Here is a 22,129-nt window from a genome sequence, read left to right as displayed (position 1 = left end):
GACCTCACCGGCGAATCGGTCGCCGAAACCACACAGCGCCCAGAGCGGCACCCGTTGCTGGACTGGGCCTGGAGAATGGTTCATCTCGATTTCGTCGGCGTCGGCTTTGGAGCATTGTTCTTCTGCTTGTCGCTGACCCCGTCACTGCTTCCGCGTGCCTGGCTTTTTCAAGGCGTGATCGGGGGACTCAACGCGGCGATCGGGTACGGCATCGGTGTATTCCTCTCAAGGATGTTGCGCCGCTTCGTATTACGGCGCCGCACATGGTGGCCGCCGTCGAAGCGTGTCCTCTACCTGTCGAAAGCCTTCATCGTCGTGGCTTCTGCGACAGCCAGTGTCCTGATGCTGATCCCGTCCGCAGCCTGGCAACGCCAGGTATCGGCGGTGATGGGTATCGAGGGGCCGAACACGGTCGGTTATATGCGCACGCTGATCATCGCTGTTCTCGTCGGCGGCGTGTGCGTCGCAACGGCGCGGGTGCTGCTGGACCTCATCAAGTCGATGGCCCGGTTCTTGATTCGGCGCTGGCATCTGAACGACGAAGTGGCGTTATTCATCGGCACCGCCATCGTGGTGGTGTTGCTCATCACACTCATCAACGGTGTGCTCTACCGCGGTTTCATCGCCGGCGCGAGCCGGGTGTTTCAGCCGCAGAACGCCAGCACCCGCCCGGGGGTGGTGCAGCCGGTCCAGTCCGAACGTTCCGGCAGCCCGCAATCCTTTGTGTCGTGGGAATCGCTTGGCTACCAAGGGCGCAACTTTGTCGCGACGGGTCCTCACGCCGACGAACTGGCCGCTCTCAACGGCCGGCCTGCCAAGGAACCGATCCGGATCTACGCGGGGCTGGCGAGCGCCGACACCGAAGAAGGCCGGCTGGCGGTCCTGCTCAGTGAGCTGCAACGTACCCGCGCGTACGAACGCAAGGTGCTGGTCATAGTCCCGACCACCGGAACCGGCTGGGTGGATCCGGTCGCCGCGCGGTCCATCGAGTCGATGTACAACGGGGACACCGCGCTGGTCGCGATGCAGTATTCCTATCTGCCGAGCTGGATTTCGTTTCTCGCCGATCAGCAGCGGTCATTGGAGGCAGGCAAGGCGCTAGTCGATGCGATCCACGGGCAGTGGCTGCGTTGGCCTGCGGAGCGCAGACCGAAGCTTCTCCTCTACGGCGAGAGCCTGGGGTCGATGGCCGGTCAGGGTGCGTTCGGTTACCTTCCCGACGTCGTCGACATGGGGTTCTCGTCGGTGCTGTGGGCGGGGCCGCCGAACGCGAGCCCGCTGTGGAAGGCGATCACCCAGCGGCGTGACCCCGGCACCCCGGAGGTGGAGCCGCGCTACGACAACGGCCGCACGGTGCGGTTCTCGCAAGCGGCCAGCCCCGCGGAGGTCGCCGCCGACACCGAGGCACCGTGGTCCGGTACGCGGGTGTTGTTCTTGCAGCACGCATCTGATCCGGTGGTGTGGTGGTCGCCTGATCTCCTTTTCGAACGGCCGGACTGGCTCAAGGAACGTCCGGGACGAGACCGCACCGCATCCATGCGCTGGTATCCGACCGTGACGTTTTGGCAGGTCGCTTTCGACATGACGAATGCATCCGCGATGCCTGCGGGCCACGGCCACAACTACAACGACACCCAGCTGGACGGTTGGGCGGCGGTGGCCGCACCGGCTGGCTGGACCCAAGCCGACACTGAGCGAATCCGTCGCTCGTTGGACAAGGTCATGTCGGCCAACGGTCCCGAATTCCAATGAAGCGCAAGAGTTCTCAGAAGACGAGGGTGCTCGCATTGGCGGCGGCGCTGATTGGGTGGAGCTTTGCGGCGCCCAAGGTGCGCTGGCATCCGGTGCCGAACGCGGCGCTCGGAACGGGGCTCCTCGCGATCACCCGTGCTCCGTTGGGGCTGCGGCCGCCCGCGCTCTTGCCAGGATTGCGGTATGGGGCGGCGGCGGCCGCGGTGGTGGGCCTGGGTGTTGCGGCGGCGACGACGCTGCCGCAAGTGCGGGCAGAAATGTCCGAGCGGGAGCTGCCCGAGGCGACGGGTCGCTGGCTGCTTTGGGATATCCCGGTGGGGACCGTATGGCCCGAGGAACTCGCGTACCGCGCGGTGCTGGGCACCGCCGCCGAAGAGGCATTCGGTCCGGTCGTTGGCAGGCTGGTGCAAGCGACGGCGTTCGGGTTGTGGCACATCGTCGACGCCCGCGTCACCAAGCAGCCGGTGCTTCGCGAGGTGCTGGCGACTGGGGCGGCCGGCTGGGTGTTCGGCTGGCTGCACATGCGGTCGGGCAGCCTGGCCGCACCGATGTTGGCACACCTGGCCGTCAATGAGGCCGCAGGGCTGGCGGCCCTGGCCGTGCAAGCCAGGGCCACCCGCGGGCGGGGCCCCCGCGAGCAGTCGCAAAAGCCCCCGACACGCCGATGAATTTGGACACTTTGCGTCTGCTCGCGCAACGAAAGCGCGCTACACGTCGCGGATGTCCGCCACCAGCTGGTGCGGCTCGCTGACTTGATCGTCGATGCCGAAGCCGATGATGCGCCGTGGCGTGATCCGGATGATCGCGGTGTCGAGCTCGTCACCGGCCGCGCCATGCGACGGCGCAATCTCGGCTTGCTCGGCGGTGCCGCGGATTTCCAGGCACCGCACCCGCCATGGGTCGCGTGAGGTGATGTCGTCGACAACGAACGCCACCTTGTTGTTGCGGGCGATGTTGCGGAATTTCTGGCTTTTCGACATCCGGTAACCGGCGACGTCGATCGTGCCCAGCTGCTCGTTGAAGGTGAACCCGACCGGGCTGTTCTGTGGCGTCCCGTCGGCTTGGATGGTGGCCAACCGGCCGAGGTCGGCCTGGTGCATGAACTCGATTTCGTGCGGTTTGAACGTCATGCCGCCAACGTAGAACCTCAACTTTTGTTGATGTCAACGTCACGGATTGATGCTCAACTCGCCGACTTGGCGGCCCCATACGTAGTCGATCAGCCACGGCTGGCCGATTTCCAGGTGGTTGTACGGCGCGATGCTCGCGCCGGTGTCCATCACCAGGTACGGCGCGGGCCACAGGTCACGCGTGATCTTCTGCCAGCAGCCAGGACGGCCCTCGGGGCCGCCGCGGGCGTTCACCCGCGGCAGGTTGTCGGGATAGATGTACGGGTTGGCACCGCCGCCGATGGTGCCCGACGACGACGCCAGCGAGTAGCCGTTGCCGCCAAGCACTGCGGCGGCCCTGGGTTGAATTTCGGCGAAGTTGCGAAACGTGCAGAAGATCATCCCGCGGTAGTCGTCGAGCAGTTGGGTGGTCGGCACGAGATCGGTGGCACCGCGGATCAGATACGGACCGCCTCGTTCAAAGCTGTCGGCGGCATTGCCGGCAAAGCCAAGAGCGGCCATCAGAGCGTCGTCGATATCCGCGCGGTGGTCGTTGAAGGTTCTCGCGGTCCGTACCGCGTTCTCGAGCCCGGCCCATAGATCCGGTGACGCGCCGGCGTAGACGTCCGCGAGGTCGGCCACCCGGCGACTGTCCTCGGCGATCTCGGGCATCCGCGGGTTCAGGTCGTCAAGGATCTGGTTGCCGTTGAGCAGCGATTCGCCGAACCGGTTGCCGAGGCCCGTCAGTGCTTCGGCCGTCGCGGTCAGGGTCTGGTTCAACTTGATCGGATCCACCTGTTCGGCGATCGCTATGACCGTCTCGAACAAAGTGTTGAACTCGGTGGTGACTGCGGCAGCGGCGATCGTGTCACCACTCGAAACATGTTGCACCGATGGGCTTTCCGGCGAGCTCAACGATATGTACTTGTTGCCGAACACGGTGGTGGCCCTGATCTCGGCCGCGACGTTGACCGGGATCGACTCGACGTAGCGCGGACTGACATCGAGGGACAGCTTGGCCTTCTGCGTGCCGTGGTCGTCGACCATGTCGATGCGCGCGACACGGCCGATCTCCACGCCGTTGTAGGTCACCTTCGCGCCGGGTTCGACGACCAGCCCTGCCCGCGGCGACAACACCGTCAGCCGAGCCTCGTCGGTGAGGTCGCCGCGGAATTGCAGATAGATGAAGGCCGCCGCGACCACGACCACCGCCATGAGAACCGCCCCAGCCGCCTTGTACGGCGGATGATGGCGGTCGACAAACACTTTGAGACAGTAAGGTATGGCCGCCCGCGACAGTGCCGATCCAGCTAAGACACGCGCCGCCGTGTCCGTGGTGGGCGACTGGCTGCGCGACGACAGCGTTCCGGCGCCGGCCAGGGCGGAACTCGCAGAGGCCGTGCGACTCACCGCCCGCACGCTTGCCGCCATCGCGCCCGGTTCCAGTGTCGAGGTTCGGATTCCGCCGTTCATTGCGGTGCAATGCATTTCGGGTCCTGAGCATCGTCGCGGCAATCCGCCCAACGTCGTGGAAACCGATCCCCGGACCTGGCTGCTGCTTGCCACTGGCCTGACGACGATTGCGGAGGCTTCATCCAGCGGCGCGCTGCGACTGTCGGGCAGCAGGGCGGCCGACGTCGCGGACTGGTTGCCATTGGTGGGTCTGGACGAGTAGCACGGCTGGCCGCGGGGAATTGAGTCGGTGGTCCCCCTTGTTGCTATCCATACGTGCGACACACCACTCGATTCAGTGATTAACCCGTGATGGCCGTAGACTGAACGCGTCACCTCACCGCCCCGTTGGAGCAGCCATACCGTGACCGGCGAGCAGCCCGAAAACGAACCAAGAGAAGAGTGCGGCGTATTCGGCGTCTGGGCTCCTGGCGAGGAAGTGGCCAAGCTCACTTATTACGGCCTTTATGCGCTACAGCACCGCGGCCAGGAAGCCGCAGGCATCGCCGTCGCTGACGGCTCACAAGTTCTGGTGTTCAAGGACCTCGGCCTGGTCAGTCAGGTCTTCGACGAGCAGACGCTGGCCGCGATGGAAGGCCACGTCGCAATCGGTCACTGCCGCTACTCGACCAGCGGTTCGACCACGTGGGAGAACGCCCAGCCGGTTTTCCGCAACACCGCTGCGGGCACCGGCGTCGCGCTCGGCCACAACGGCAACCTGGTCAATGCCACCGAGCTGGCCGGCCGGGCCCGCGAGGCCGGGCTGCTGGGAACGCGTGGAGCGCCAACGGCAACCACGGACTCCGACATTCTCGGCGCGCTACTCGCGCACGGCGCGGCTGATGCCACGCTGGAACAGGCCGCGCTCGAGCTGCTGCCCACGGTGCGCGGCGCGTTCTGCGTGACGTTCATGGACGAGAACACCCTGTATGCCGCCCGCGACCCCTACGGTGTGCGGCCGTTGTCGTTGGGGCGCCTGGACAGGGGTTGGGTGGTGGCGTCGGAGACCGCCGCGCTCGACATCGTCGGCGCCTCGTTCGTCCGCGATATCGAGCCGGGCGAGCTGCTGGCCATTGACGCCGACGGCGTGCGCTCCACCCGGTTCGCCAACCCCGAGCCCAAGGGCTGCATCTTCGAATACGTCTACCTGGCCCGCCCGGACAGCACCATCGCAGGCCGGTCCGTGCACAAGGCTCGCGTCGACATCGGTCGTCGGCTGGCGCAGGAGAAGCCCGTCGAAGCCGACCTCGTGATCGGTGTTCCGGAGTCCGGCACACCCGCCGCCGTCGGCTACGCGCAGGAGTCCGGCATTCCCTACGGGCAGGGGCTGACGAAAAACGCTTACGTCGGACGGACGTTTATTCAGCCGTCGCAGACCATCCGCCAATTGGGCATCCGGCTCAAACTCAACCCGCTCAAAGAGGTCATCCGCGGCAAGCGACTGATTGTCGTCGACGACTCGATCGTGCGCGGCAACACTCAGCGCGCGCTGGTGCGGATGCTGCGCGAGGCCGGCGCCGTCGAGGTGCACGTGCGGATCGCCTCACCTCCGGTGAAGTGGCCGTGTTTCTACGGCATCGACTTCGCGACACCGGCAGAGCTGATCGCCAACGCCGTCGAGAGCGAAGACGAGATGCTCGAGGCCGTCCGACATGCGATCGGCGCCGACACACTGGGCTACATCAGCCAGCACGGCATGATCGCGGCCACCGAACAACCCGCTTCCAGGTTGTGCACCGCATGCTTCGACGGCAAGTACCCGATCGAGCTTCCCGGCGAAACGGCCTTGGGCAAGAACGTCATTGAACACATGCTGGCCACCGCCGCCCGCACCGGGGTTCCGGTCCAGCCAGACAACGACAACGCCTCGGCGCTACGCCGTCCGTAACCTCGCCTGTTCGTGTCCGACAGAGGGGTTCGGCGCTGGGCACGAAACTCGCTGTTACACAAAGAATTTCAATTCGCCGCTAAAGGTCTACCCCGTCCGTAGTTTCCATCGCGGCCCTGCCCAGCCCGGATCGCTCGGCAGCGGGCCGCGGCGCAGCGCCTGTGCGACCGCATCGCGGTAACCCGTCAGGCCACCTGCGGGCGGTGCAATGACGGTATCGATGTCATGGTCGGCCATGACCGCGTCGCATTCGAGCGATTCGATCAGCGGTCGGGCAAGACCGGACGGCATCGGTGTCACGAGCCCGATCCACAGGCTGGCGATCGTCGGGGTGAGCCAGGGCAGCACGACGATCAACCGTCGGCGCAATCCAGCCACCTCGGCGTAGACCTGCATCGCCTCTCCGTACTCGAGCACATCGGGGCCGCCGACGTCCCACGTGCGTGACTTGGGTACCTCCGCCGTCGCGGCTTCGATCAGATAGTGCAGAACGTCGTCGATGCCGATCGGCTGGATCTTGTTGTGCACCCACTTCGGTGTCGTCATCGCCGGAAGGCGATCGGTGAGGTGCCGGATCATCTCGAAGGACGCCGACCCGGCTCCGACGACGATGCCGGCCTGCAGCACCAGGGTTTCGATGCCGGAGTCGAGCAGAATCTCACCGACCGCCGTTCGTGAGCGAAGGTGCGGCGAAAGGCCGGCATCGGGTGGGTGCAGCCCGCCGAGGTACACGAGCCGCCCTACGCCGGCGCGACGTGCGGCGGCGACGACATTGCGGGCCGAACGTGTTTCGTCCGCCTCGAAATCCGGTGAAGTGCCCATCGAGTGGACCAAGTAATAGACGACGTCGACATCGCTGAATGCGGCCGTCAGCGAATCCGGGTCGCCGAGATCGCCGCGCACCACCTCGGCGCGATCATGCCAAGGCAAGTTCGACAGCTTGTCCGGGTTTCGCGCCAGGGCCCGCACCGCGTAGCCCTTGTCGAGCAGCAGGGGTGCCAGCCGCCCACCGATATAGCCGGTCGCCCCCGTCACCAGGCAGCGGAATTCCCCTTCTGACATCTGATCTCCATCCTCGGACCATCAGCTCTCGAAGGGATTCGGAGCCGATGCGCCCTCGGATGACCAGATATGTCGTCGGGCAAACCCGCGGTGGGAATCTGGCCTCAGGGTCCGCAGCCGGGATCGGGCACTTCAACCGCCAACGGTGTGCCGGCCGGCTGGATGTAGTCCACCCACAGCTTCACCGGAACAGGGCCGAGGTTGCGGCCGTTGTGCACGTGATTCGAGCCGCTGTCCTCAATGACCGCGGCGCCAGTGTCTGAAACGACGTCCGTGCAGTCCGACATGGTGCGAGTCAGCGTGCCCTCCCGGACGACGCCGAACACGCGGCCGTCGTGATAATGCCAGCCGGTGCTGCCGCCGGGCTGGATGGTGATCTCACGGGTTATGTAGTCGTTTCCGTTGACCGTGGCCTGCGAGATGGTGACCGCCTCGACGCCAACCGGCTGAGTGGCGAGCGCCGTCGGAGACACCAAGAGCGAGAGCGGCACGGTAGCGGTGGCAGCCAGCGCAAACCAGCGAACTGTTTTCATGGTCGGACACATTCCCACACCGTCGGCGATCGTGCCGCGGATCGGCGCGGAACCGCCGCATGAATCCGCAGTTACCCAGCCACAGCCAACGACGGTAGCCTTGCTCTCGATGACCGAGCGCGCCGAACAACACGGCATTTCCTACGCGTCGGCGGGGGTCGATATCGAAGCCGGTGACCGCGCCGTCGAACTTCTAAAACCGCTGGCCAAAAAGGCAACCAGGCCCGAGGTGCTGGGCGGGATCGGTGGATTCGCCGGGTTGTTCGCCCTGCGCGGCGGCTATCGCGAACCACTGCTGGCGTCGTCGACCGACGGTGTCGGCACCAAACTGGCGGTCGCCCAGGCCATGGACAAGCACGACACGGTCGGCATTGACCTGGTCGCCATGGTCGTCGACGACCTTGTGGTATGCGGGGCCGAGCCGCTGTTTCTGCAGGACTACATCGCCGTGGGTCGCACGGTGCCCGAACGCGTCAGCGAACTTGTTTCCGGCATCGCCAACGGCTGCGTGATGGCCGGCTGTGCGCTGCTGGGCGGCGAGACCGCTGAACACCCCGGCCTGATGGCGCCGGATCATTACGACATCTCCGCTACCGGCGTTGGGGTCGTGGAGGCCGACGACGTGCTCGGGCCCGACCGGGTCAAGCCGGGGGACGTGATCATCGCGATGGCCGCGACGGGATTGCACTCCAACGGCTACTCGCTGGCGCGCAAGGTGCTGCTGGAGATCGACCGGATGAACCTGGCCGGGCATGTCGAGGAATTCGGCCGCACACTGGGCGAAGAGCTGCTCGAGCCGACCCGTATCTACGCCAAAGACTGCCTGGCTCTGGCCGCCGAAACTCAGGTCCGGACCTTCTGTCACGTCACCGGCGGCGGGCTCGCCGGCAACCTCGAACGAGTGGTCCCACAGGGGCTAGTGGCCGAAATCGACCGTGGCACTTGGACTCCCGCGCCGGTTTTCGGCATGATCGCGCAACGCGGCCGGGTCGAGCGGGCCGAGATGGAGAAGACGTTCAACATGGGCGTCGGCATGGTGGCGGTCGTCGCGCCAGAGGACACCGACCGGGCGCTCGCGGTGCTTACCGCACGTCACCTGGATTGCTGGACCGTCGGCACCGTCAAGAAGGGCGGCAAGGACGGTCCACGTGCCCAGCTCGTGGGTCAGCACCCGCGTTTCTAGAGAAATTGCCGCCGGGCGCCAAGCGCCCAGCCTCACGTGCGGACTAGCGCCGCCACTCGCTCTCGTCCGCCCATTCGTCGTCGGCGCCGTCGATGTCGTCCGGCGCAGGAGCGCCCGACAGCTCTTGCTGAAGCCGCTCGAAATCGGTCTGCGGTGAGCTGTATTTGAGCTCACGAGCAACCTTGGTCTGCTTTGCCTTCGCCCGGCCGCGGCCCATGGGGGGACCCCCTCGCGCAATAACGGAGCGGCCCAATTAGAAGGCGGCTCCGATCTGTGTGTGTTTATCGTCCTGCCAACACTTTACCGTGCCCGGCGGTCGTGCGCTGGCAGGCCCATCGCGTCAACGCGCTCGGCCGCGCAGCTGTTCCACCGCAAGCCGACCGGCACCGACGCCATCGGCTGCCGGCATCGAGTCGGCGTCGATAACCGCCGCGACTTCGCTTTCACCGCCGGTGGTCAAGGCGGTGTCCGCGGGCAGGCCACGTTTGAGCAGCGCCAGGGCGATTGGACCTTCGTCGACGTGGTCGACGACCGTGCCCAGCCGGCCGACGGCGCGTCCGCCCGCAAGCAACGGATCGCCTGTAGCGGGCCGATCCGTGGAGCCGTCGAGGTGCAACAGCACCAGCATCCGCGGCGGTTTACCCAGGTTATGCACGCGCGCGACGGTTTCCTGGCCGCGGTAGCAACCCTTGTCCAGGTGTACGGCCGTGCCGATCCAGCCCACCTCATGGGGGATCGTGCGCTCGTCGGTGTCGACGCCGAGCCTCGGCCGGCGCGCAGCCACCCGATGCGCCTCGTACGCCCAGACACCCGCGGGCCGCACGCCCGCGTCGACGAGGCGGTGCCGCCAATCGGCCGCCTGGTCGCGCGGTACGACAAGGTCGAGTTCGATGGTCGGACCCGGCATGCGACGGACGAAACCACCGTCTGGCAGGGCGACGGCCGTCGATTCTGCCGGCAGCGAATCCAGGCCGAGCACGTCGAGCACGGACGCGTCGGAGAGCCGGGGCCCGAGCGCCGTCAACACCGCGAGGTCGGCCGGTTCGACGACCACTTTGGCCCAGAACACCATCTTGCGCAGATAGGCCAGCAGGGGTTCGCCGCGCCATGGTTCGGTGTCGAGATAGGTGACGCCGTCGAGTTCGGTCTGTATCCAGTGATCTTCGACACGGCCCTGCCCGTCGAGGCTCAGATTCTCGGTGACCGCGCCGTCGGGCAACTCGCTGACGTGCTGCGAGGAGATGTTGTGCAGCCAGGTCTTACGGTCGTCGCCCGTCAATGTGATCACCGCGCGGTGTGAACGGTCCACCACTACGGCCGCATCGGCCGCCGCGCGCTGCTCGCCGAGCGGGTCGCCGTGATGCCATACGGCACCGGCATCTGGTCCGGAGTCTGGCGCGGGTACAGCTGACATACCTCTAACTCTACGGAGCTACGCTTTTTGGCCATGGCGAGCCAACCCGGCGTTGTGGTGACTCTCGACGGCGAACTGCACGACCCGTCAGCGCCCCTGCTTTTCGCGGACGACTTGGCCGCCGTGCGTGGTGACGGCATCTTCGAGACGCTGCTGGTCCGCGACGGCAGGCCGTGCCTGCTGGAGTCGCATCTGGCCCGGCTCACCCATTCCGCGCGCATGACCGACCTACCCGTGCCGAACCTTCCTCTGTGGCGCGCCGCGATCGCCGCGGGGGTCGAGCGCTGGTGTGCCGACGGCGGTGCCGAGGGAGTGCTTCGGCTGGTGTACAGCCGCGGCCGCGAAAGTGGCTCGCCCCCGACCGCTTTCGCGACGATCGGGGAGTTGCCGACCCGAGTGGCCGACGCCCGTCGCAAGGGCGTTGCGGCGTTGACGCTGGCCCGCGGATTGCCGTCCGACGGCGCTGCGGACATGCCCTGGCTGTTGGCGGGCGCGAAGACGCTGTCGTATGCGGTGAACATGGCGGCGCTTCGGCACGCCGAGCGTAACGGCGCGGGCGACGTGATCTTCGTGAGCTCCGACGGCGACGTCTTGGAGGGTCCGCGTTCGACTGTCGTGATCGCCACCGAGCTCGACGGCAATCCAGCACTGCTCACCCCGCCGCCGTGGTACCCGATCCTGCGGGGCACCACGCAGCAGGCGCTGTTCGAGGTGGCCCGCAACAAGGGTTACGACTGCGACTACCGCGTCCTGCGACCCGCGGATCTTTTTGCCGCGCAAGGTGTTTGGTTGGTCTCGAGCATCACACTCGCAGCGCGGGTGCACACACTGGACGGCAAATTACTGCGGCATGCACCGTTGGCAGGCGAATTCGCCGAACTGATCGACGCCGCCATCCTGAGTGATCGCTGACAGCATACGAAAATCGCTTGTCGGTGTGCCGGTGCGCGAGTACTTTCGCTCGTACACAGGGAAGGAGGTGGTCCGTCAAATTGAGTGACTTATGGACATGTGAGGTGGCTGCGCGCTAGCAGCGCCGAGCGAGGAATCCCAAAGCGCGCGCTTGCGAATTCCCCGCAGCCACCCGGCCCCCGAGCCCTCGGTCTGTCCAACCTGGAACATCGGCTCGGGGGCCGACCCATGTCTGGGCCTAGTTCTGTGGCGGCGCAGGGGCCAGCGATGAGCACGCCTGCATCGCCTTGTCCCAGGTGTTCTCGTCGACGCCGGGCGGGGCCGGTGGCGTACCCGAGCCGCCGTGCTGCGGCGGCCCTTGTGGCGGCGAACCCTCCGGCGGTGCCCCGTCTTGCGGAGGGCCGCTGCCTTCTGGCGGAACAGGCACGCCGTTGTCCGCCATGCACTCTGTGAAGGCCTCATGGCTGCCCGCTGATCCGGGCGACGCGCTGGTCTGATTCGTTGACGAGGCGGTGCTCTGTGCGGCGGGGGGCGTGCCCGACGAGCATGCCATCACACCGCTCACGAACGCCGCGGCCATGACGCCGACGGCGGCGCGTCGGAGAAAGAGAGGGGTCACAGTTGTCTCCTCGATTCGAGTTGTGGGCGCTCGCGACGGTATGGCGGCCGGATAGGTGCCGACTATCAGCAAGCTGGGCGGGGGTTATGGATGACGTAACTAGTGCTGGCGTGCGTTAGCCAGGTGCGCGATGATGCGGGCCATGCGCATTGTGTGGAAGTTCGCCACGGTGGTGGCGGCGACCACGCTGGCGACCGTCGCGGCATGCGCGCCGATCTCTGACAAGACCGCAACGGCAACTTCCGCAGTCTGCAAGAAGGATGCGTTGGGCACGCTGTACTCCGGCATCTTCACGTTCGGTACCGACCAGCCCGCATATCCGCCGTGGTACATGGGTGACAATCCCGGCAGCGGCGAAGGTTTCGAATCCGCGGTCGCCTATGCCGTTGCGGACAAGATGAACTACACCCGGGACGACGTTCGCTGGGTGCGCGTGCCCTTCAACGCCGCACTGGCGCCGGGCCCAAAGTCGTTCGACGCCAATCTTTCTGAGTTTTCGATCACTGATCAGCGCAGGGCCGCAGTCGACTTCTCCTCGCCCTACCTGGACGTGACGCAGGCGGTGGTCACGGTCAAGTCGTCGCCCGCGGCTGGCGTCAAGACGCTACAGGAGCTGAGGGCGTTGCGGCTCGGCGTACAGGTCGGCACCACCAGTTACACGGCGGCCACCGCGGTGGACGGCAGCAAGCCGGTAGAGGTCTACAACACCAACGGCGACGCGAAGATGGCGTTGACCAACGGCGAGATCGACGCGTTGGTCGCCGACCTGCCCACCGCGTTCTCCGTCGCCAACGAGTTGCGCAACGGGCTGATGGTCGGTCAATTGCCTGACGCCTCAGGCGATGTCGAGCAGTTCGGCATCGTGCTCGACAAGAACAGTCCGCTGACGCGATGCGTGTCATGGGCGGTCGACACGCTGCGTCAGGACGGAACGCTCGCCCACCTGCAGCAAGAGTGGCTGGCCGGTGCAGGCAAGGCGCCGGTGCTGGCTTAGTTCGACGGCCCAGGAGTCAGCGACGAGCAGGCTTGCATGGCCTGGTGCCAGGTTCCTGGGTCGACGCCGGGTGGCGGCGCGATCGCGGGCCCAGGCGCGGCGGGCACACCGTGCTCACCGAGGCAATGGGCAAGGGCGCCATGGCCGGTCGGGGCGATGGACGTCGACGACTGCTGCGGAGCCGGTGTGGTCGACGAGCACGCGACCAGAAACCCTGCCGCGCCAAGAGTGGCGGCCAGCCGAATCGAACGCACTAGCCGACGAACCTCGTCAGCCGCGCGGACAGGTGTGGCACCAAACCGCCGTCCGCGTCGACGCGCTCCTCGACGTAGGCCAGGTCGCCGCCTTCGACGATGCCGTAGAGCCTCTTGGCGCCCCCGACGAGCACGCCGGACTTGCTGCGAGCCAAAGCATCGGTGACGAGTTCCCACGACGACTGGGTCCGGGGCCGGCCGTAGAACAGCTCGACGTAGCCCGCCGAGTGCGCCAGCATCAGCTCGATGGCCTGGGATTCGGAAGGGTCGGCGGGATCGTTGACGAAACGCCAGAAGCCGGATTCGCGCAGCGTCGGCTCTTCGTATTCACCCGTTTCCGTCAGCCGCCAGCTGCGTGCCTCCCAGATCAGATAATCGCGGCCGTCGTGCGATACGACGATCTGCTGGCCGAACCGATAATCGCCGTGGGGTCCGCGGCCCTCGCCCTCGCCGCGCCACACACCGACCAGGGGAAGCAGCGCAAGCAGAGCGTCGTGGAGGTTCGCGCCCTTGCGCAGGTTGGCGGTATCGGCCGGCATGGGCAAGTCGTCGAATACCGGGATGTTGCGAGCCGCCGTGGTCTTGGCCCGTTCAGCGGCCGCGGCGACTGCCTCGTCGCCTGAGGTCACGACTCGTCGGTGATGAGGCGATACAGCGCGTACAGCGCGAACCACGTGATGACGACGACGGCCGCGACGAGCATGATCTCGAAGAACAACACCACGACGACGAGTCTAGTGGCCCGCCGTCAGGTCAGCTGTCTGGGTGCCCCGCGAGGGGCGCCCCGGCGAGACGTCAGTGCTCGCCGGGGATCGTGCCGTCAGGCGACCTTGACGTCGACCTCGTGGATGCCCGCGCCCGACGGTGCGACGCTGGCGTCGCCGTTACCCGCGGGGGACAGCGCGCGCAGCGTCCAGGTGCCCGGTGCCGCGAAGAACCGGAAGTCACCGGTGGCCGACGCGACGACCTCGGCGGTGAATTCGTCAGAGGCGTCCAGCAGGCGCACGAACGCGCCGCCGACGGCCTGACCCGAGCCGTCGACGACGCGGCCGGTGATCACCGTCTCTTTTTCGAGGTCGACGCTGGCGGGCAACGTCAAGCCTTGCTTCGGTGCAGAGCACATATCAACTTCCCAACTCGATCGGGGCACCCACCAGGGAGCCGTATTCCGTCCAACTGCCGTCGTAGTTCTTGACGTTCTTGTGTCCCAACAGTTCCTGCAGCACGAACCAGGTGTGCGACGAGCGCTCACCGATCCGGCAGTAGGCGATGGTTTCCTTCTCTCCGTCCAGCCCGGCCTCGGCGTACAGCTTGGCCAGGTCCTCGTCGGACTTGAAGGTCCCGTCCTCGTTGGCCGCCTTGCTCCAAGGAACATTGATGGCACCGGGGATATGCCCGGGGCGCTGGCTCTGCTCCTGCGGGAGATGGGCGGGCGCGAGGATCTTGCCCGAGAACTCGTCGGGGGAGCGGACGTCGACGAGGTTCTTGCCGCCGATGGCCGCGATGACCTCGTCACGGAATGCCCGGATCGTGTTGTCGGGCTGCTTGGCGGTGTAACTGGTGGCGGGCCTGCTCACCGGCTCGCTGGACAGCGGGCGTCCGTCGAGCTCCCACTTCTTGCGGCCGCCGTCGAGCAGCTTGACCTTGTCGTGGCCGTAGAGCTTGAAGTACCAGTACGCGTAGGCCGCGAACCAGTTGTTGTTGCCGCCGTAGAGGATCACGGTGTCGTCGTTGGCGATGCCGCGCTCAGAGAGCAGCTTGGAGAACTGCTGGGCGTCGACGAAGTCGCGCTTGACGTGGTCCTGCAGATCCTCTTTCCAGTCCAGCTTGATGGCGCCCTCGATGTGGCCGCCGTCATAAGCGCTGGTGTCCTCGTCGACCTCGACGAAGACCGTGTTCGGCGCAGTGAGATTGCTCTCGGCCCAGTCTGTGCTGACTAGGACGTCGGAGCGTGCCATGTACGAAATCCTTTCGGTTGCTTGGTTTTTCGAACGTTTATGCGGGGGATGGCGCGCGGCGCAGCCGCGCGATGAGCGGATAGATCTGGCAACCGAGGCAGATGCCGAAGGCCGCGTTGAGGAATGCCGCCACAAGAGCAAAGCCTGTGGCGATCGAGCCGAGAAGTATTACGCCCGTGGCGAATCCGATGGTGCCCACGACGGCGAACGCGAACCCGACGAGCTGGGCGAATTTGAGCGGCGGCACCGGTTCACGCTCGCTGACCGGGCTCAGCCGCGGGGCGATCACCTTGGCGAACACCTGCCCATACGGATGACTACGCGGACCGAGCGCCGCGCCGATCGCGAATACGACGGCCTGGGCGCCGAGGATCACCGCCGCCGTGATCGGGCTGACGGCCGAAACCACCAATGTCACCACCAGCACGGCCGTCGTCACCCAGGCGGCGAACCTGGGCCCACGAACGTCCACCTGGGCGATGTTGGTGTTTGTCGACATACAGTCACACTCCTGTTGTGTTGGATGGGCTGGTTTCGAGCAAGCCGATACGGCTGCTCCGAGCGAGCGCGCTTAGACCGCGCGGCTGCGCTCAGCAGCTACAACAACAACAGCAAGAACCCGCGACGCGGCACAGATCGACTGCGCGGCGCTTGGTGAGCATCGGCTCGAGGCGGGACACGCCCGACAGCTTACCCAATGAAGGCCTGTTCAAGCCAACAGCCGTTCGACCGCCGACCGCAGGTCAGCAGCCCTTGGCACGCCCGTGGTGCGATACCGCGGCCGTCCGTCGCTGTCGAAAATCAACGTGGTCGGCAGCGACATGATCGAAAGCCGTCGGGCTGCATCGGGATTCGCGTCCATGTCGATCTCGAGGTGGGCCACGCCGCCGAGGTCGTCGCACACCTGCTCGACCACTTTCCGCACGGCGGCGCACGGCCCGCACCACACCGCGCTGAAGTGCACGACGGTCGGCCCGGTCGACGACAGCCCTAGGTCGGACGTGTCGACGTTGCTCGCTTCGGCGGCGGACTTAAGCATCCCGGCACGCAGGGTCATCAGCCTGCCGACCACCAACGCCACGCCGAACGCCGCGATCAGTACCGCGATGACGACGATCCATGAAGAGCTCATGACAACCTGAACTGATCGAGCGCGACGGTTACTCCCTCGGTGATGCCTTCGATGATGACGTCCGAGCCGCGCGCCCCCTCGCTGGTCGGCCGCACACCGAAAGGCAGCTTCTGGCCAGGCAGGCTGGTCGAAAACGCGGCGAGCACCGCGGGGAGCTTGTCCTCGGGAACCTGCTGGTCGGCGGTGCCCGCCCCGGTCAGCACGCCGGTAGCGGTGAAGATCAGCGTCGTCTGATCCGGCCCCGCGATGGACAGGTCGACCGCAACGCTGACCTTCTTGTCATAGTCGGCTTTGTGCGGAGTCCCGGTGAAAACCAGCCCGCGATTGCTGGAGATGCCCGACTCCGTGGTCCCGCCGGTCGCGTCATTGCTTTCCCGCGTCGGCGCCTCCACCAGCAGGTCGGGGATACCCATGAACCGCCCGACATGCGTGGAGTCGATGATGATGCGGCTTTCCAGCTTTCCGACCGACAACTTCGCGTCCGGCCTGATCAGCCAGGACGTATCGGTGAGATCGACCGAATGCAGGGTCGCCTCCAGGCCCACCTTGCCGACGATGGGGTGATCAACACCACTGGTCTTGATTTCGACTTCGTTGTACCGGTGGCGCAGAGCTTGGGAGATGAACGGGAACCCCAGGATGCCGACCCAGGGGTCGAAGTGCAGGTTCGCGGCGGCGCGCATGCTCCTGGCCAGCCGGTATTCGGCATAAATCGCCGTCCCGAAGTCGGCCCCGACGGCGCCCACCACGATCGCCGTCACGGTCGCGATCACCCCGATCAGCAGCTTCCGCACCCGCACATTCTGGCCCACAGACGAGGCTTGCCCGGCTCAGCGCGGCTAACGAGCAGGTGGCGCGCTATCGTTAGATGACCATCGGCCGGGTAACGGCCATGTGTCAGGCGTGAATCTGGGAAGTCACCACCGACATCGTTGTCCGGGCGAGGTCCCTATGGCTGCTGGAGGGCCAGTTGGATCTATTGCTACTGACGGTCGACCCACATCCGGAATCTGTGCTGCCCTCGTTGTCTCTGCTTGCGCATAACGTGCGGACGGCGCCGACCGAGGTTTCCTCTCTATTGGAGGCCGGCACAGCCGACGTGGCGATCGTCGACGCGCGCACTGATCTGGCCGCCGCACGCGGCCTCTGTCGACTGCTGGGCACCACCGGAACGTCGGTGCCCGTCGTGGCCGTCGTGAACGAAGGCGGCCTGGTGGCCGTCAACGTCGAATGGGGCCTCGATGAAATTCTGTTGCCGAGCACTGGGCCTGCCGAGATCGACGCCCGGCTGCGGCTGCTGGTAGGCCGTCGCGGTGGCGTGGCCAATCAGGAGAACGTCGGCAAGATCAGCCTGGGCGAGCTCGTCATCGACGAAGGCACCTACACCGCGCGGCTGCGCGGACGTCCGCTCGACCTGACTTACAAAGAGTTCGAACTCCTCAAGTACCTGGCTCAGCATGCGGGTCGGGTGTTCACCCGCGCGCAGTTGCTGCAAGAGGTCTGGGGTTATGACTTCTTCGGCGGGACCCGCACCGTCGACGTCCATGTGCGGCGGCTGCGCGCCAAGCTCGGCCCCGAATACGAATCGCTGATCGGCACCGTGCGCAACGTCGGCTACAAGGCGGTGCGGCCTGCGCGGGGGCGCCCGCCGGCGCCCGGGGCCGATATGTCCGACGACATGGTCGACGACGTGGGCGGCTATGACGCGCCCGACAGCCTGTCCGACGCGCTGGTTGACCCGCTGCGCAGTCAGTGACCGATTTCGGCTGGCGCACGGGCTTGTCCCATGACGAGCAACGCCAGATCCGTTCGCTGATCACTGCCGCCACAACTCTCGACGGCGTCGCCCCCGTCGGCGACCAGGTCCTTCGAGAGCTTCCATACGACCGCACCAAGCACCTGCTCGCCGTCGACGACGACTTCAGCTCCGGTGTCGTCGGCTATCTGAACCTCACCGCGTCACCGCCGATGGCTGAGCTGGTCGTGCATCCGGACGCGAGGCGCCGCGGCATCGGATCGGCGATGGCGAGGACCGGGCTCGCCGAGGGCGGGCACGACGCCAGGATCTGGGCTCACGGCAACCTCGAACCCGCGCGCGCGACGGCGGCCGCGCTGGGTTTGGTCGCCGTGCGCGAACTGTGGCAGATGCGGCGGCCGCTCACGGACCTGCCTGCGATCACGGTGCCCGACGGTGTTCGCATCGACACGTACTCCGGTCCGGCTGACGACGCCGAGCTGCTGCGCGTAAACAACGCCGCGTTCGCGTGGCATCCCGAGCAGGGCGGGTGGACGGAAGACGCCATCGCCGAACGTCGCGGCGAGCCGTGGTTCGACCCGGCTGGTCTGTTCATGGCCGTAGACGAGGCAACCGGCAAGCTGCTGGGCTTCCACTGGACCAAGGTGCACTCAGGCGACCTTGGCGAGGTGTACGTCGTCGGCATCGACCCCGCCTCTCAGGGCCGCGGTATCGGGGCGGCGCTGACCCTGATCGGACTGCACCATCTCGCAGAGCGGTTGTCGGAAAGTGAACAACCGGCGGTGATGCTTTACGTCGAGGCAGATAACTCGGCGGCCGTTAATACGTATCAAAGACTAGGTTTCGACGTGTTTTCGGTGGATGCCGCTTATGCGCTAGAAGCTGGGACCTAGCTGTACCTGTTCACCTTGCGTTCACTTTCCATCCGTGAGCCGTTGACCAGCGCCGCATACGTTGCCGGAGAGTTCAAAGCCGTCAACCGAAAGTGGGATCAGTGAAGCTCAACAGCATTGGCAAGGCGCTCGGCACGACACTATCTGCGACGGCGATCGCCGCGCTGACGCTGACCGCGTGTGGCAGCGACAACAACGCCTCGACGTCCAGTTCAGGCGCCTCAACCTCGGGGAGCGCCGCCAAGGTCAATTGCGCTGGCAAGAAGGCGCTGAAGGCCAGCGGTTCGTCGGCGCAGGCCAATGCTGTCACTCGGTTCGTCACCGCCTATGAGTCGGCGTGCTCGGGGTACACCCTGAACTACACGTCCAGCGGCTCGGGTGCGGGCGTGTCTGAATTCCTCGGTGGCCAAACCGATTTCGGCGGCACCGATTCGCCGCTGAACCCCGACAAGGGTGAGGTCGAGAAGGCCAAGACCCGCTGCGGCGGTGCCGACGCATGGAACCTGCCGACTGTCTTCGGCCCGATCGCCGTGACCTACAACCTGCCGGGTGTTGACGGCTTGGCACTCGACGGGCCCACTCTGGCCAAGATCTTCAACGGTGCCGTTACGACGTGGAACGCCCCTGAGATCGCGGCGCTGAACTCCGGCAAGACGTTGCCGGGCGACAAGATCAACGTGGTCTTCCGCAGCGACGAGTCCGGCACCACGGACAACTTCCAGAAGTACCTCAACGCGGCCGGTGGCGACGCATGGGGCAAGGGCGCAGGCAAGACCTTCAACGGCGGTGTCGGCGAGGGCGCCAAGGGCAATGAGGGAACCTCGGCGGCGATCAAGAGCACCCCCGGATCGGTCACCTACAACGAATGGTCCTATGCGACCAAGCAGGGCCTGCAGGTGGCGGACATCATCACCTCCGCTGGACCTGATCCGGTGAAGCTGTCGGCGGAGAGCGCCGGAAAGTCGATCGATGCGGTCAAGATCAAGGGACAGGGCAACGACCTCGTGCTTGACACGTCGTCCTTCTACAAGCCGAGTGTCGCTGGCGCGTACCCGATCATCCTCGGCACCTACGAGGTCGTGTGCTCCAAGTACCCCGACGCAGAGGTCGCTCCCGCAGTCAAGGCATTCCTGACCGTCGCGACGACCGATGGCCAGAAGGGCCTGCAGGACGCTGGCTACATTCCGATCCCGGACACGTTCAAGGCCAAGCTGACCGAGGCCATCAATGCCATCTCCTAGTCAAAGGCAGCAATGACTTTGAAGCCTGACTCGACCGCTGTGGGCTCGTCAACAACGGGGGCGAGCCCACAGCAGATCGGGGATACTCCAGATATGTCGACCAAAGCCACACCGGCGTCGGCCCTGAGAGGCCACCGTCGGTGGGGCGACACAGTTTTCTACTCGATCGCAATCGCGGCAGGCGCGACAATCATCGGCGCCATCGCACTGATGGGCCTTTTCCTGTTGATTAGGGCGGTTCCTTCGCTTGCCGCCAACAACGCAAACTTCATCACCAGTTCACAATTCGTCACGACGGACGAGCACGATCTGCGTTTCGGTATCGCCGATCTGTTCCGGGTGACGGTGCTCAGTTCGTTCTTCGCCCTGGCGATCGCGGTGCCGATTGCGATCGGGATCGCCACATTCTTGACCAATTACGTACCGCGTCGGTTGGCGCGACCGTTCGCGATCCTGGTCGACCTGCTCGCGGCGGTGCCCTCGATCGTCTTCGGCCTGTGGGGCATCTTCGTACTCGCTCCCAAACTCGAGCCGATCCAACGGTTCCTCAACGACAACTTGAACTGGATCTTCTTGTTCGGCAAGGGCAATGTCTCGCTCGCGGGTGGCGGCACCATATTCACCGCAGGTGTCGTGCTGGCCGTGATGATCCTGCCGATCATCACGTCGGTGTCCCGGGAAGTGTTCAGCCTCACCCCCAAGGGGCACGTCGAGGCTGCGCAGGCATTGGGTGCCACCAAATGGGAAGTCATCCGGATGACGGTCTATCCCTATGGCCGCAGCGGGATGATCGCCGGCTCGATGCTCGCATTGGGCCGGGCACTCGGTGAGACTGTCGCGGTCCTGATCATTCTGCGCACTGCTGCGCAGGCCGGGCACTGGTCGCTGTTCGACGGCGGATATACCTTCGCGTCCAAGATCGCTTCGGCTGCAGCGGAATTCAGTGCGCCGCTGCCCACCGGGGCATACATCGCGGCGGGCTTCGTTCTTTTCGCCCTGACATTTGTCGTCAACGCGGTTGCTCGCTTGGCAGCCGGAGGAAGGGTGAGCGGCGGATGACCGAAGCCACGCTTGACGCCCCGGTGAAGGCGCCGACCTTTCATCAGATCAGCTTCGCCCGCAAGGCCAAGAATCGTTTGGCGGAAACGCTTTTCACTACAGCTTTCCTGATCGCAATGGTGCCCCTGGTGTGGCTGCTGTTCACCGTCATTTCGCGAGGCTATCGCGCGGTCATTTCGTCCACGTGGTGGAACAAGTCGTTGGCCGGTGTTCTTCCGGAGCAGTTCGCCGGGGGCGTGTACCACGCGATCTACGGCACGATCGTCCAGGCCGGGATCGCGGCGATACTGGCGGTGCCATTGGGTGTCATGGCGGCCATCTACCTGGTGGAATACGGACGCGGATGGTTCGCGCGGACAACGACATTCATGGTTGACATCTTGGCCGGTGTGCCTTCGATTGTGGCTGCGCTATTCGTTTTCGCGCTGTGGATCGCCACGATGGGCTTTGAGCAGAGCGCCTTTGCGGTGTCGTTGGCCCTGGTGTTGCTGATGCTCCCGGTCGTTGTGCGCAATACCGAAGAGATGCTCAAACTGGTGCCCGACGAGCTGCGCGAAGCGTCATATGCACTTGGCATTCCGAAATGGAAGACCATCGCACGGATCGTCGTGCCCACGGCACTGCCCGGCATTATCAGCGGGATCCTGCTGGCTCTGGCGCGGGTGATCGGAGAGACGGCTCCGGTGCTGGTGTTGGTCGGCTACGCCAGGTCGATCAACTACGACCCGTTCGAAGGCAACATGGCGTCATTGCCGCTGTTGATTTACACCGAACTGATCAACCCGGAGGCAGCGGGACGGGCCCGAGTTTGGGGTGCTGCGCTTACGCTGATCATCATCGTGGCAGCGCTGTATGTTGCCGCGGCGTTCGTGATCCGGCTGTTGACCCGCAAACGAGCTTGACGATCTTAGGAGCGGA

At 65.6% G+C, this 22,129-nt stretch carries 27 protein-coding genes; 12 read left to right on the top strand and 15 right to left on the bottom strand.

The genetic code is table 11. From position 1 onward, the window contains the following. The first annotated feature begins 75 nt into the window (after positions 1–75). Both ACWW36_RS05480 and ACWW36_RS05475 read left to right on the top strand, forming a co-directional pair. On the top strand, positions 76–1,752 hold the full coding sequence (locus ACWW36_RS05480; RefSeq protein ID WP_456142370.1) for an alpha/beta hydrolase: 1,677 nt from the start codon (positions 76–78) through the stop codon (positions 1,750–1,752). Then, positions 1,749–2,420 (top strand): Rv0804 family intramembrane glutamic endopeptidase, encoded by a 672-nt coding sequence (locus tag ACWW36_RS05475; protein WP_456140578.1) that lies wholly within the window; start codon positions 1,749–1,751, stop codon positions 2,418–2,420. Before ACWW36_RS05480 ends, ACWW36_RS05475 begins: the two co-directional genes overlap by 4 nt. Positions 2,421–2,459: 39 nt before the next feature. Here ACWW36_RS05475 and ACWW36_RS05470 read toward each other — a convergent pair whose 3' ends face one another. Both ACWW36_RS05470 and ACWW36_RS05465 read right to left on the bottom strand, forming a co-directional pair. Then, positions 2,460–2,882 (bottom strand): PPOX class F420-dependent oxidoreductase, encoded by a 423-nt coding sequence (locus ACWW36_RS05470; protein ID WP_456140577.1) that lies wholly within the window; start codon positions 2,880–2,882, stop codon positions 2,460–2,462. Positions 2,883–2,921: 39 nt separating this feature from the next. Next, positions 2,922–4,127, bottom strand: a complete 1,206-nt coding sequence (locus ACWW36_RS05465; RefSeq protein WP_456140576.1) for an MCE family protein — start codon at positions 4,125–4,127, stop codon at positions 2,922–2,924. 16 nt (positions 4,128–4,143) lie between these two features. On the opposite strand from ACWW36_RS05465, the gene ACWW36_RS05460 reads away from it, so the two are divergent. Next, positions 4,144–4,536 (top strand): sterol carrier family protein, encoded by a 393-nt coding sequence (locus tag ACWW36_RS05460; RefSeq protein ID WP_456140575.1) that lies wholly within the window; start codon positions 4,144–4,146, stop codon positions 4,534–4,536. Positions 4,537–4,677: 141 nt separating this feature from the next. Then, entirely contained in the window at positions 4,678–6,201 is a 1,524-nt protein-coding gene (purF, locus tag ACWW36_RS05455; protein ID WP_456140574.1) for an amidophosphoribosyltransferase, read from the top strand. Positions 6,202–6,288: 87 nt separating this feature from the next. Here purF and ACWW36_RS05450 read toward each other — a convergent pair whose 3' ends face one another. Together ACWW36_RS05450 and ACWW36_RS05445 are read right to left on the bottom strand one after the other, a co-directional pair. Further along, positions 6,289–7,263, bottom strand: a complete 975-nt coding sequence (locus tag ACWW36_RS05450) for an NAD(P)H-binding protein (RefSeq protein WP_456140573.1) — start codon at positions 7,261–7,263, stop codon at positions 6,289–6,291. A 104-nt stretch (positions 7,264–7,367) separates the two neighbouring features. Next, on the bottom strand, positions 7,368–7,796 hold the full coding sequence (locus ACWW36_RS05445) for a cupin domain-containing protein (RefSeq protein ID WP_456140572.1): 429 nt from the start codon (positions 7,794–7,796) through the stop codon (positions 7,368–7,370). Between the two features lie 109 nt (positions 7,797–7,905). On the opposite strand from ACWW36_RS05445, the gene purM reads away from it, so the two are divergent. Beyond that, positions 7,906–8,979, top strand: coding sequence for a phosphoribosylformylglycinamidine cyclo-ligase (gene purM, locus ACWW36_RS05440; RefSeq protein WP_456140571.1), 1,074 nt, complete (start codon positions 7,906–7,908; stop codon positions 8,977–8,979). Between the two features lie 43 nt (positions 8,980–9,022). Here the strand turns inward: purM and ACWW36_RS05435 are convergent, their stop codons facing one another. Next, positions 9,023–9,196: a DUF3073 domain-containing protein gene (locus ACWW36_RS05435; RefSeq protein WP_456140570.1), complete on the bottom strand. Its 174-nt coding sequence runs from the start codon at positions 9,194–9,196 to the stop codon at positions 9,023–9,025. 123 nt (positions 9,197–9,319) lie between these two features. Beyond that, positions 9,320–10,393: a CAF17-like 4Fe-4S cluster assembly/insertion protein YgfZ gene (gene ygfZ / locus ACWW36_RS05430; RefSeq protein ID WP_456140569.1), complete on the bottom strand. Its 1,074-nt coding sequence runs from the start codon at positions 10,391–10,393 to the stop codon at positions 9,320–9,322. Between the two features lie 33 nt (positions 10,394–10,426). On the opposite strand from ygfZ, the gene ACWW36_RS05425 reads away from it, so the two are divergent. Next, on the top strand, positions 10,427–11,305 hold the full coding sequence (locus ACWW36_RS05425; RefSeq protein WP_456140568.1) for an aminodeoxychorismate lyase: 879 nt from the start codon (positions 10,427–10,429) through the stop codon (positions 11,303–11,305). Between the two features lie 238 nt (positions 11,306–11,543). Here the strand turns inward: ACWW36_RS05425 and ACWW36_RS05420 are convergent, their stop codons facing one another. After that, a complete protein-coding gene (locus ACWW36_RS05420; RefSeq protein ID WP_456140567.1) occupies positions 11,544–11,924 on the bottom strand; it encodes a hypothetical protein in 381 nt (126 codons plus the stop codon). 142 nt (positions 11,925–12,066) lie between these two features. Between ACWW36_RS05420 and ACWW36_RS05415 the strand changes: the two genes are divergently transcribed. After that, positions 12,067–12,918: an ABC transporter substrate-binding protein gene (locus tag ACWW36_RS05415; RefSeq protein WP_456140566.1), complete on the top strand. Its 852-nt coding sequence runs from the start codon at positions 12,067–12,069 to the stop codon at positions 12,916–12,918. Here ACWW36_RS05415 and ACWW36_RS05410 read toward each other — a convergent pair. From ACWW36_RS05410 to lmeA, 8 genes are all read right to left on the bottom strand, one after another. After that, on the bottom strand, positions 12,915–13,172 hold the full coding sequence (locus ACWW36_RS05410) for a hypothetical protein (RefSeq protein WP_456140565.1): 258 nt from the start codon (positions 13,170–13,172) through the stop codon (positions 12,915–12,917). The two genes, ACWW36_RS05415 and ACWW36_RS05410, sit on opposite strands and share 4 nt — an antisense overlap. Then, entirely contained in the window at positions 13,172–13,801 is a 630-nt protein-coding gene (locus ACWW36_RS05405) for an FABP family protein (protein ID WP_456140564.1), read from the bottom strand. Before ACWW36_RS05405 ends, ACWW36_RS05410 begins: the two co-directional genes overlap by 1 nt. A gap of 191 nt (positions 13,802–13,992) precedes the next feature. Next, entirely contained in the window at positions 13,993–14,295 is a 303-nt protein-coding gene (locus tag ACWW36_RS05400) for a DUF1416 domain-containing protein (RefSeq protein WP_015309369.1), read from the bottom strand. A 1-nt stretch (position 14,296) separates the two neighbouring features. Beyond that, positions 14,297–15,130, bottom strand: coding sequence for a sulfurtransferase (locus ACWW36_RS05395; RefSeq protein ID WP_456140563.1), 834 nt, complete (start codon positions 15,128–15,130; stop codon positions 14,297–14,299). 37 nt (positions 15,131–15,167) lie between these two features. Continuing rightward, positions 15,168–15,629 (bottom strand): DUF4395 domain-containing protein, encoded by a 462-nt coding sequence (locus tag ACWW36_RS05390; RefSeq protein ID WP_456140562.1) that lies wholly within the window; start codon positions 15,627–15,629, stop codon positions 15,168–15,170. Between the two features lie 91 nt (positions 15,630–15,720). After that, positions 15,721–15,810 (bottom strand): Ms5788A family Cys-rich leader peptide, encoded by a 90-nt coding sequence (locus ACWW36_RS05385; RefSeq protein WP_414684976.1) that lies wholly within the window; start codon positions 15,808–15,810, stop codon positions 15,721–15,723. Positions 15,811–15,839: 29 nt separating this feature from the next. Then, on the bottom strand, positions 15,840–16,262 hold the full coding sequence (locus ACWW36_RS05380; protein ID WP_456140561.1) for a thioredoxin family protein: 423 nt from the start codon (positions 16,260–16,262) through the stop codon (positions 15,840–15,842). Then, positions 16,259–17,074, bottom strand: a complete 816-nt coding sequence (lmeA, locus tag ACWW36_RS05375; RefSeq protein WP_456140560.1) for a mannan chain length control protein LmeA — start codon at positions 17,072–17,074, stop codon at positions 16,259–16,261. Before lmeA ends, ACWW36_RS05380 begins: the two co-directional genes overlap by 4 nt. Before the next feature lie 158 nt (positions 17,075–17,232). Here lmeA and ACWW36_RS05370 point away from each other — a divergent pair, with 158 nt between their 5' ends. From ACWW36_RS05370 to pstA, 5 genes are all read left to right on the top strand, one after another. Beyond that, on the top strand, positions 17,233–18,018 hold the full coding sequence (locus ACWW36_RS05370) for a winged helix-turn-helix transcriptional regulator (protein WP_456140559.1): 786 nt from the start codon (positions 17,233–17,235) through the stop codon (positions 18,016–18,018). After that, positions 18,015–18,911, top strand: coding sequence for a mycothiol synthase (mshD, locus tag ACWW36_RS05365; protein ID WP_456140558.1), 897 nt, complete (start codon positions 18,015–18,017; stop codon positions 18,909–18,911). Before ACWW36_RS05370 ends, mshD begins: the two co-directional genes overlap by 4 nt. A 101-nt stretch (positions 18,912–19,012) precedes the next feature. Next, a complete protein-coding gene (pstS, locus tag ACWW36_RS05360; protein WP_456140557.1) occupies positions 19,013–20,152 on the top strand; it encodes a phosphate ABC transporter substrate-binding protein PstS in 1,140 nt (379 codons plus the stop codon). A 93-nt stretch (positions 20,153–20,245) separates the two neighbouring features. Next, positions 20,246–21,211 (top strand): phosphate ABC transporter permease subunit PstC, encoded by a 966-nt coding sequence (pstC, locus tag ACWW36_RS05355; protein WP_456140556.1) that lies wholly within the window; start codon positions 20,246–20,248, stop codon positions 21,209–21,211. Beyond that, positions 21,208–22,113 carry a phosphate ABC transporter permease PstA gene (gene pstA, locus ACWW36_RS05350; protein ID WP_456140555.1) on the top strand — a complete coding sequence of 302 codons (906 nt, stop codon included), beginning with the start codon at positions 21,208–21,210 and terminating at the stop codon, positions 22,111–22,113. Before pstC ends, pstA begins: the two co-directional genes overlap by 4 nt. Positions 22,114–22,129: the final 16 nt, after the last annotated feature.

Source organism: Mycobacterium sp. MMS18-G62 (genome assembly GCF_053877835.1).
This window is presented reverse-complemented; position numbering and strand designations above follow the sequence as displayed.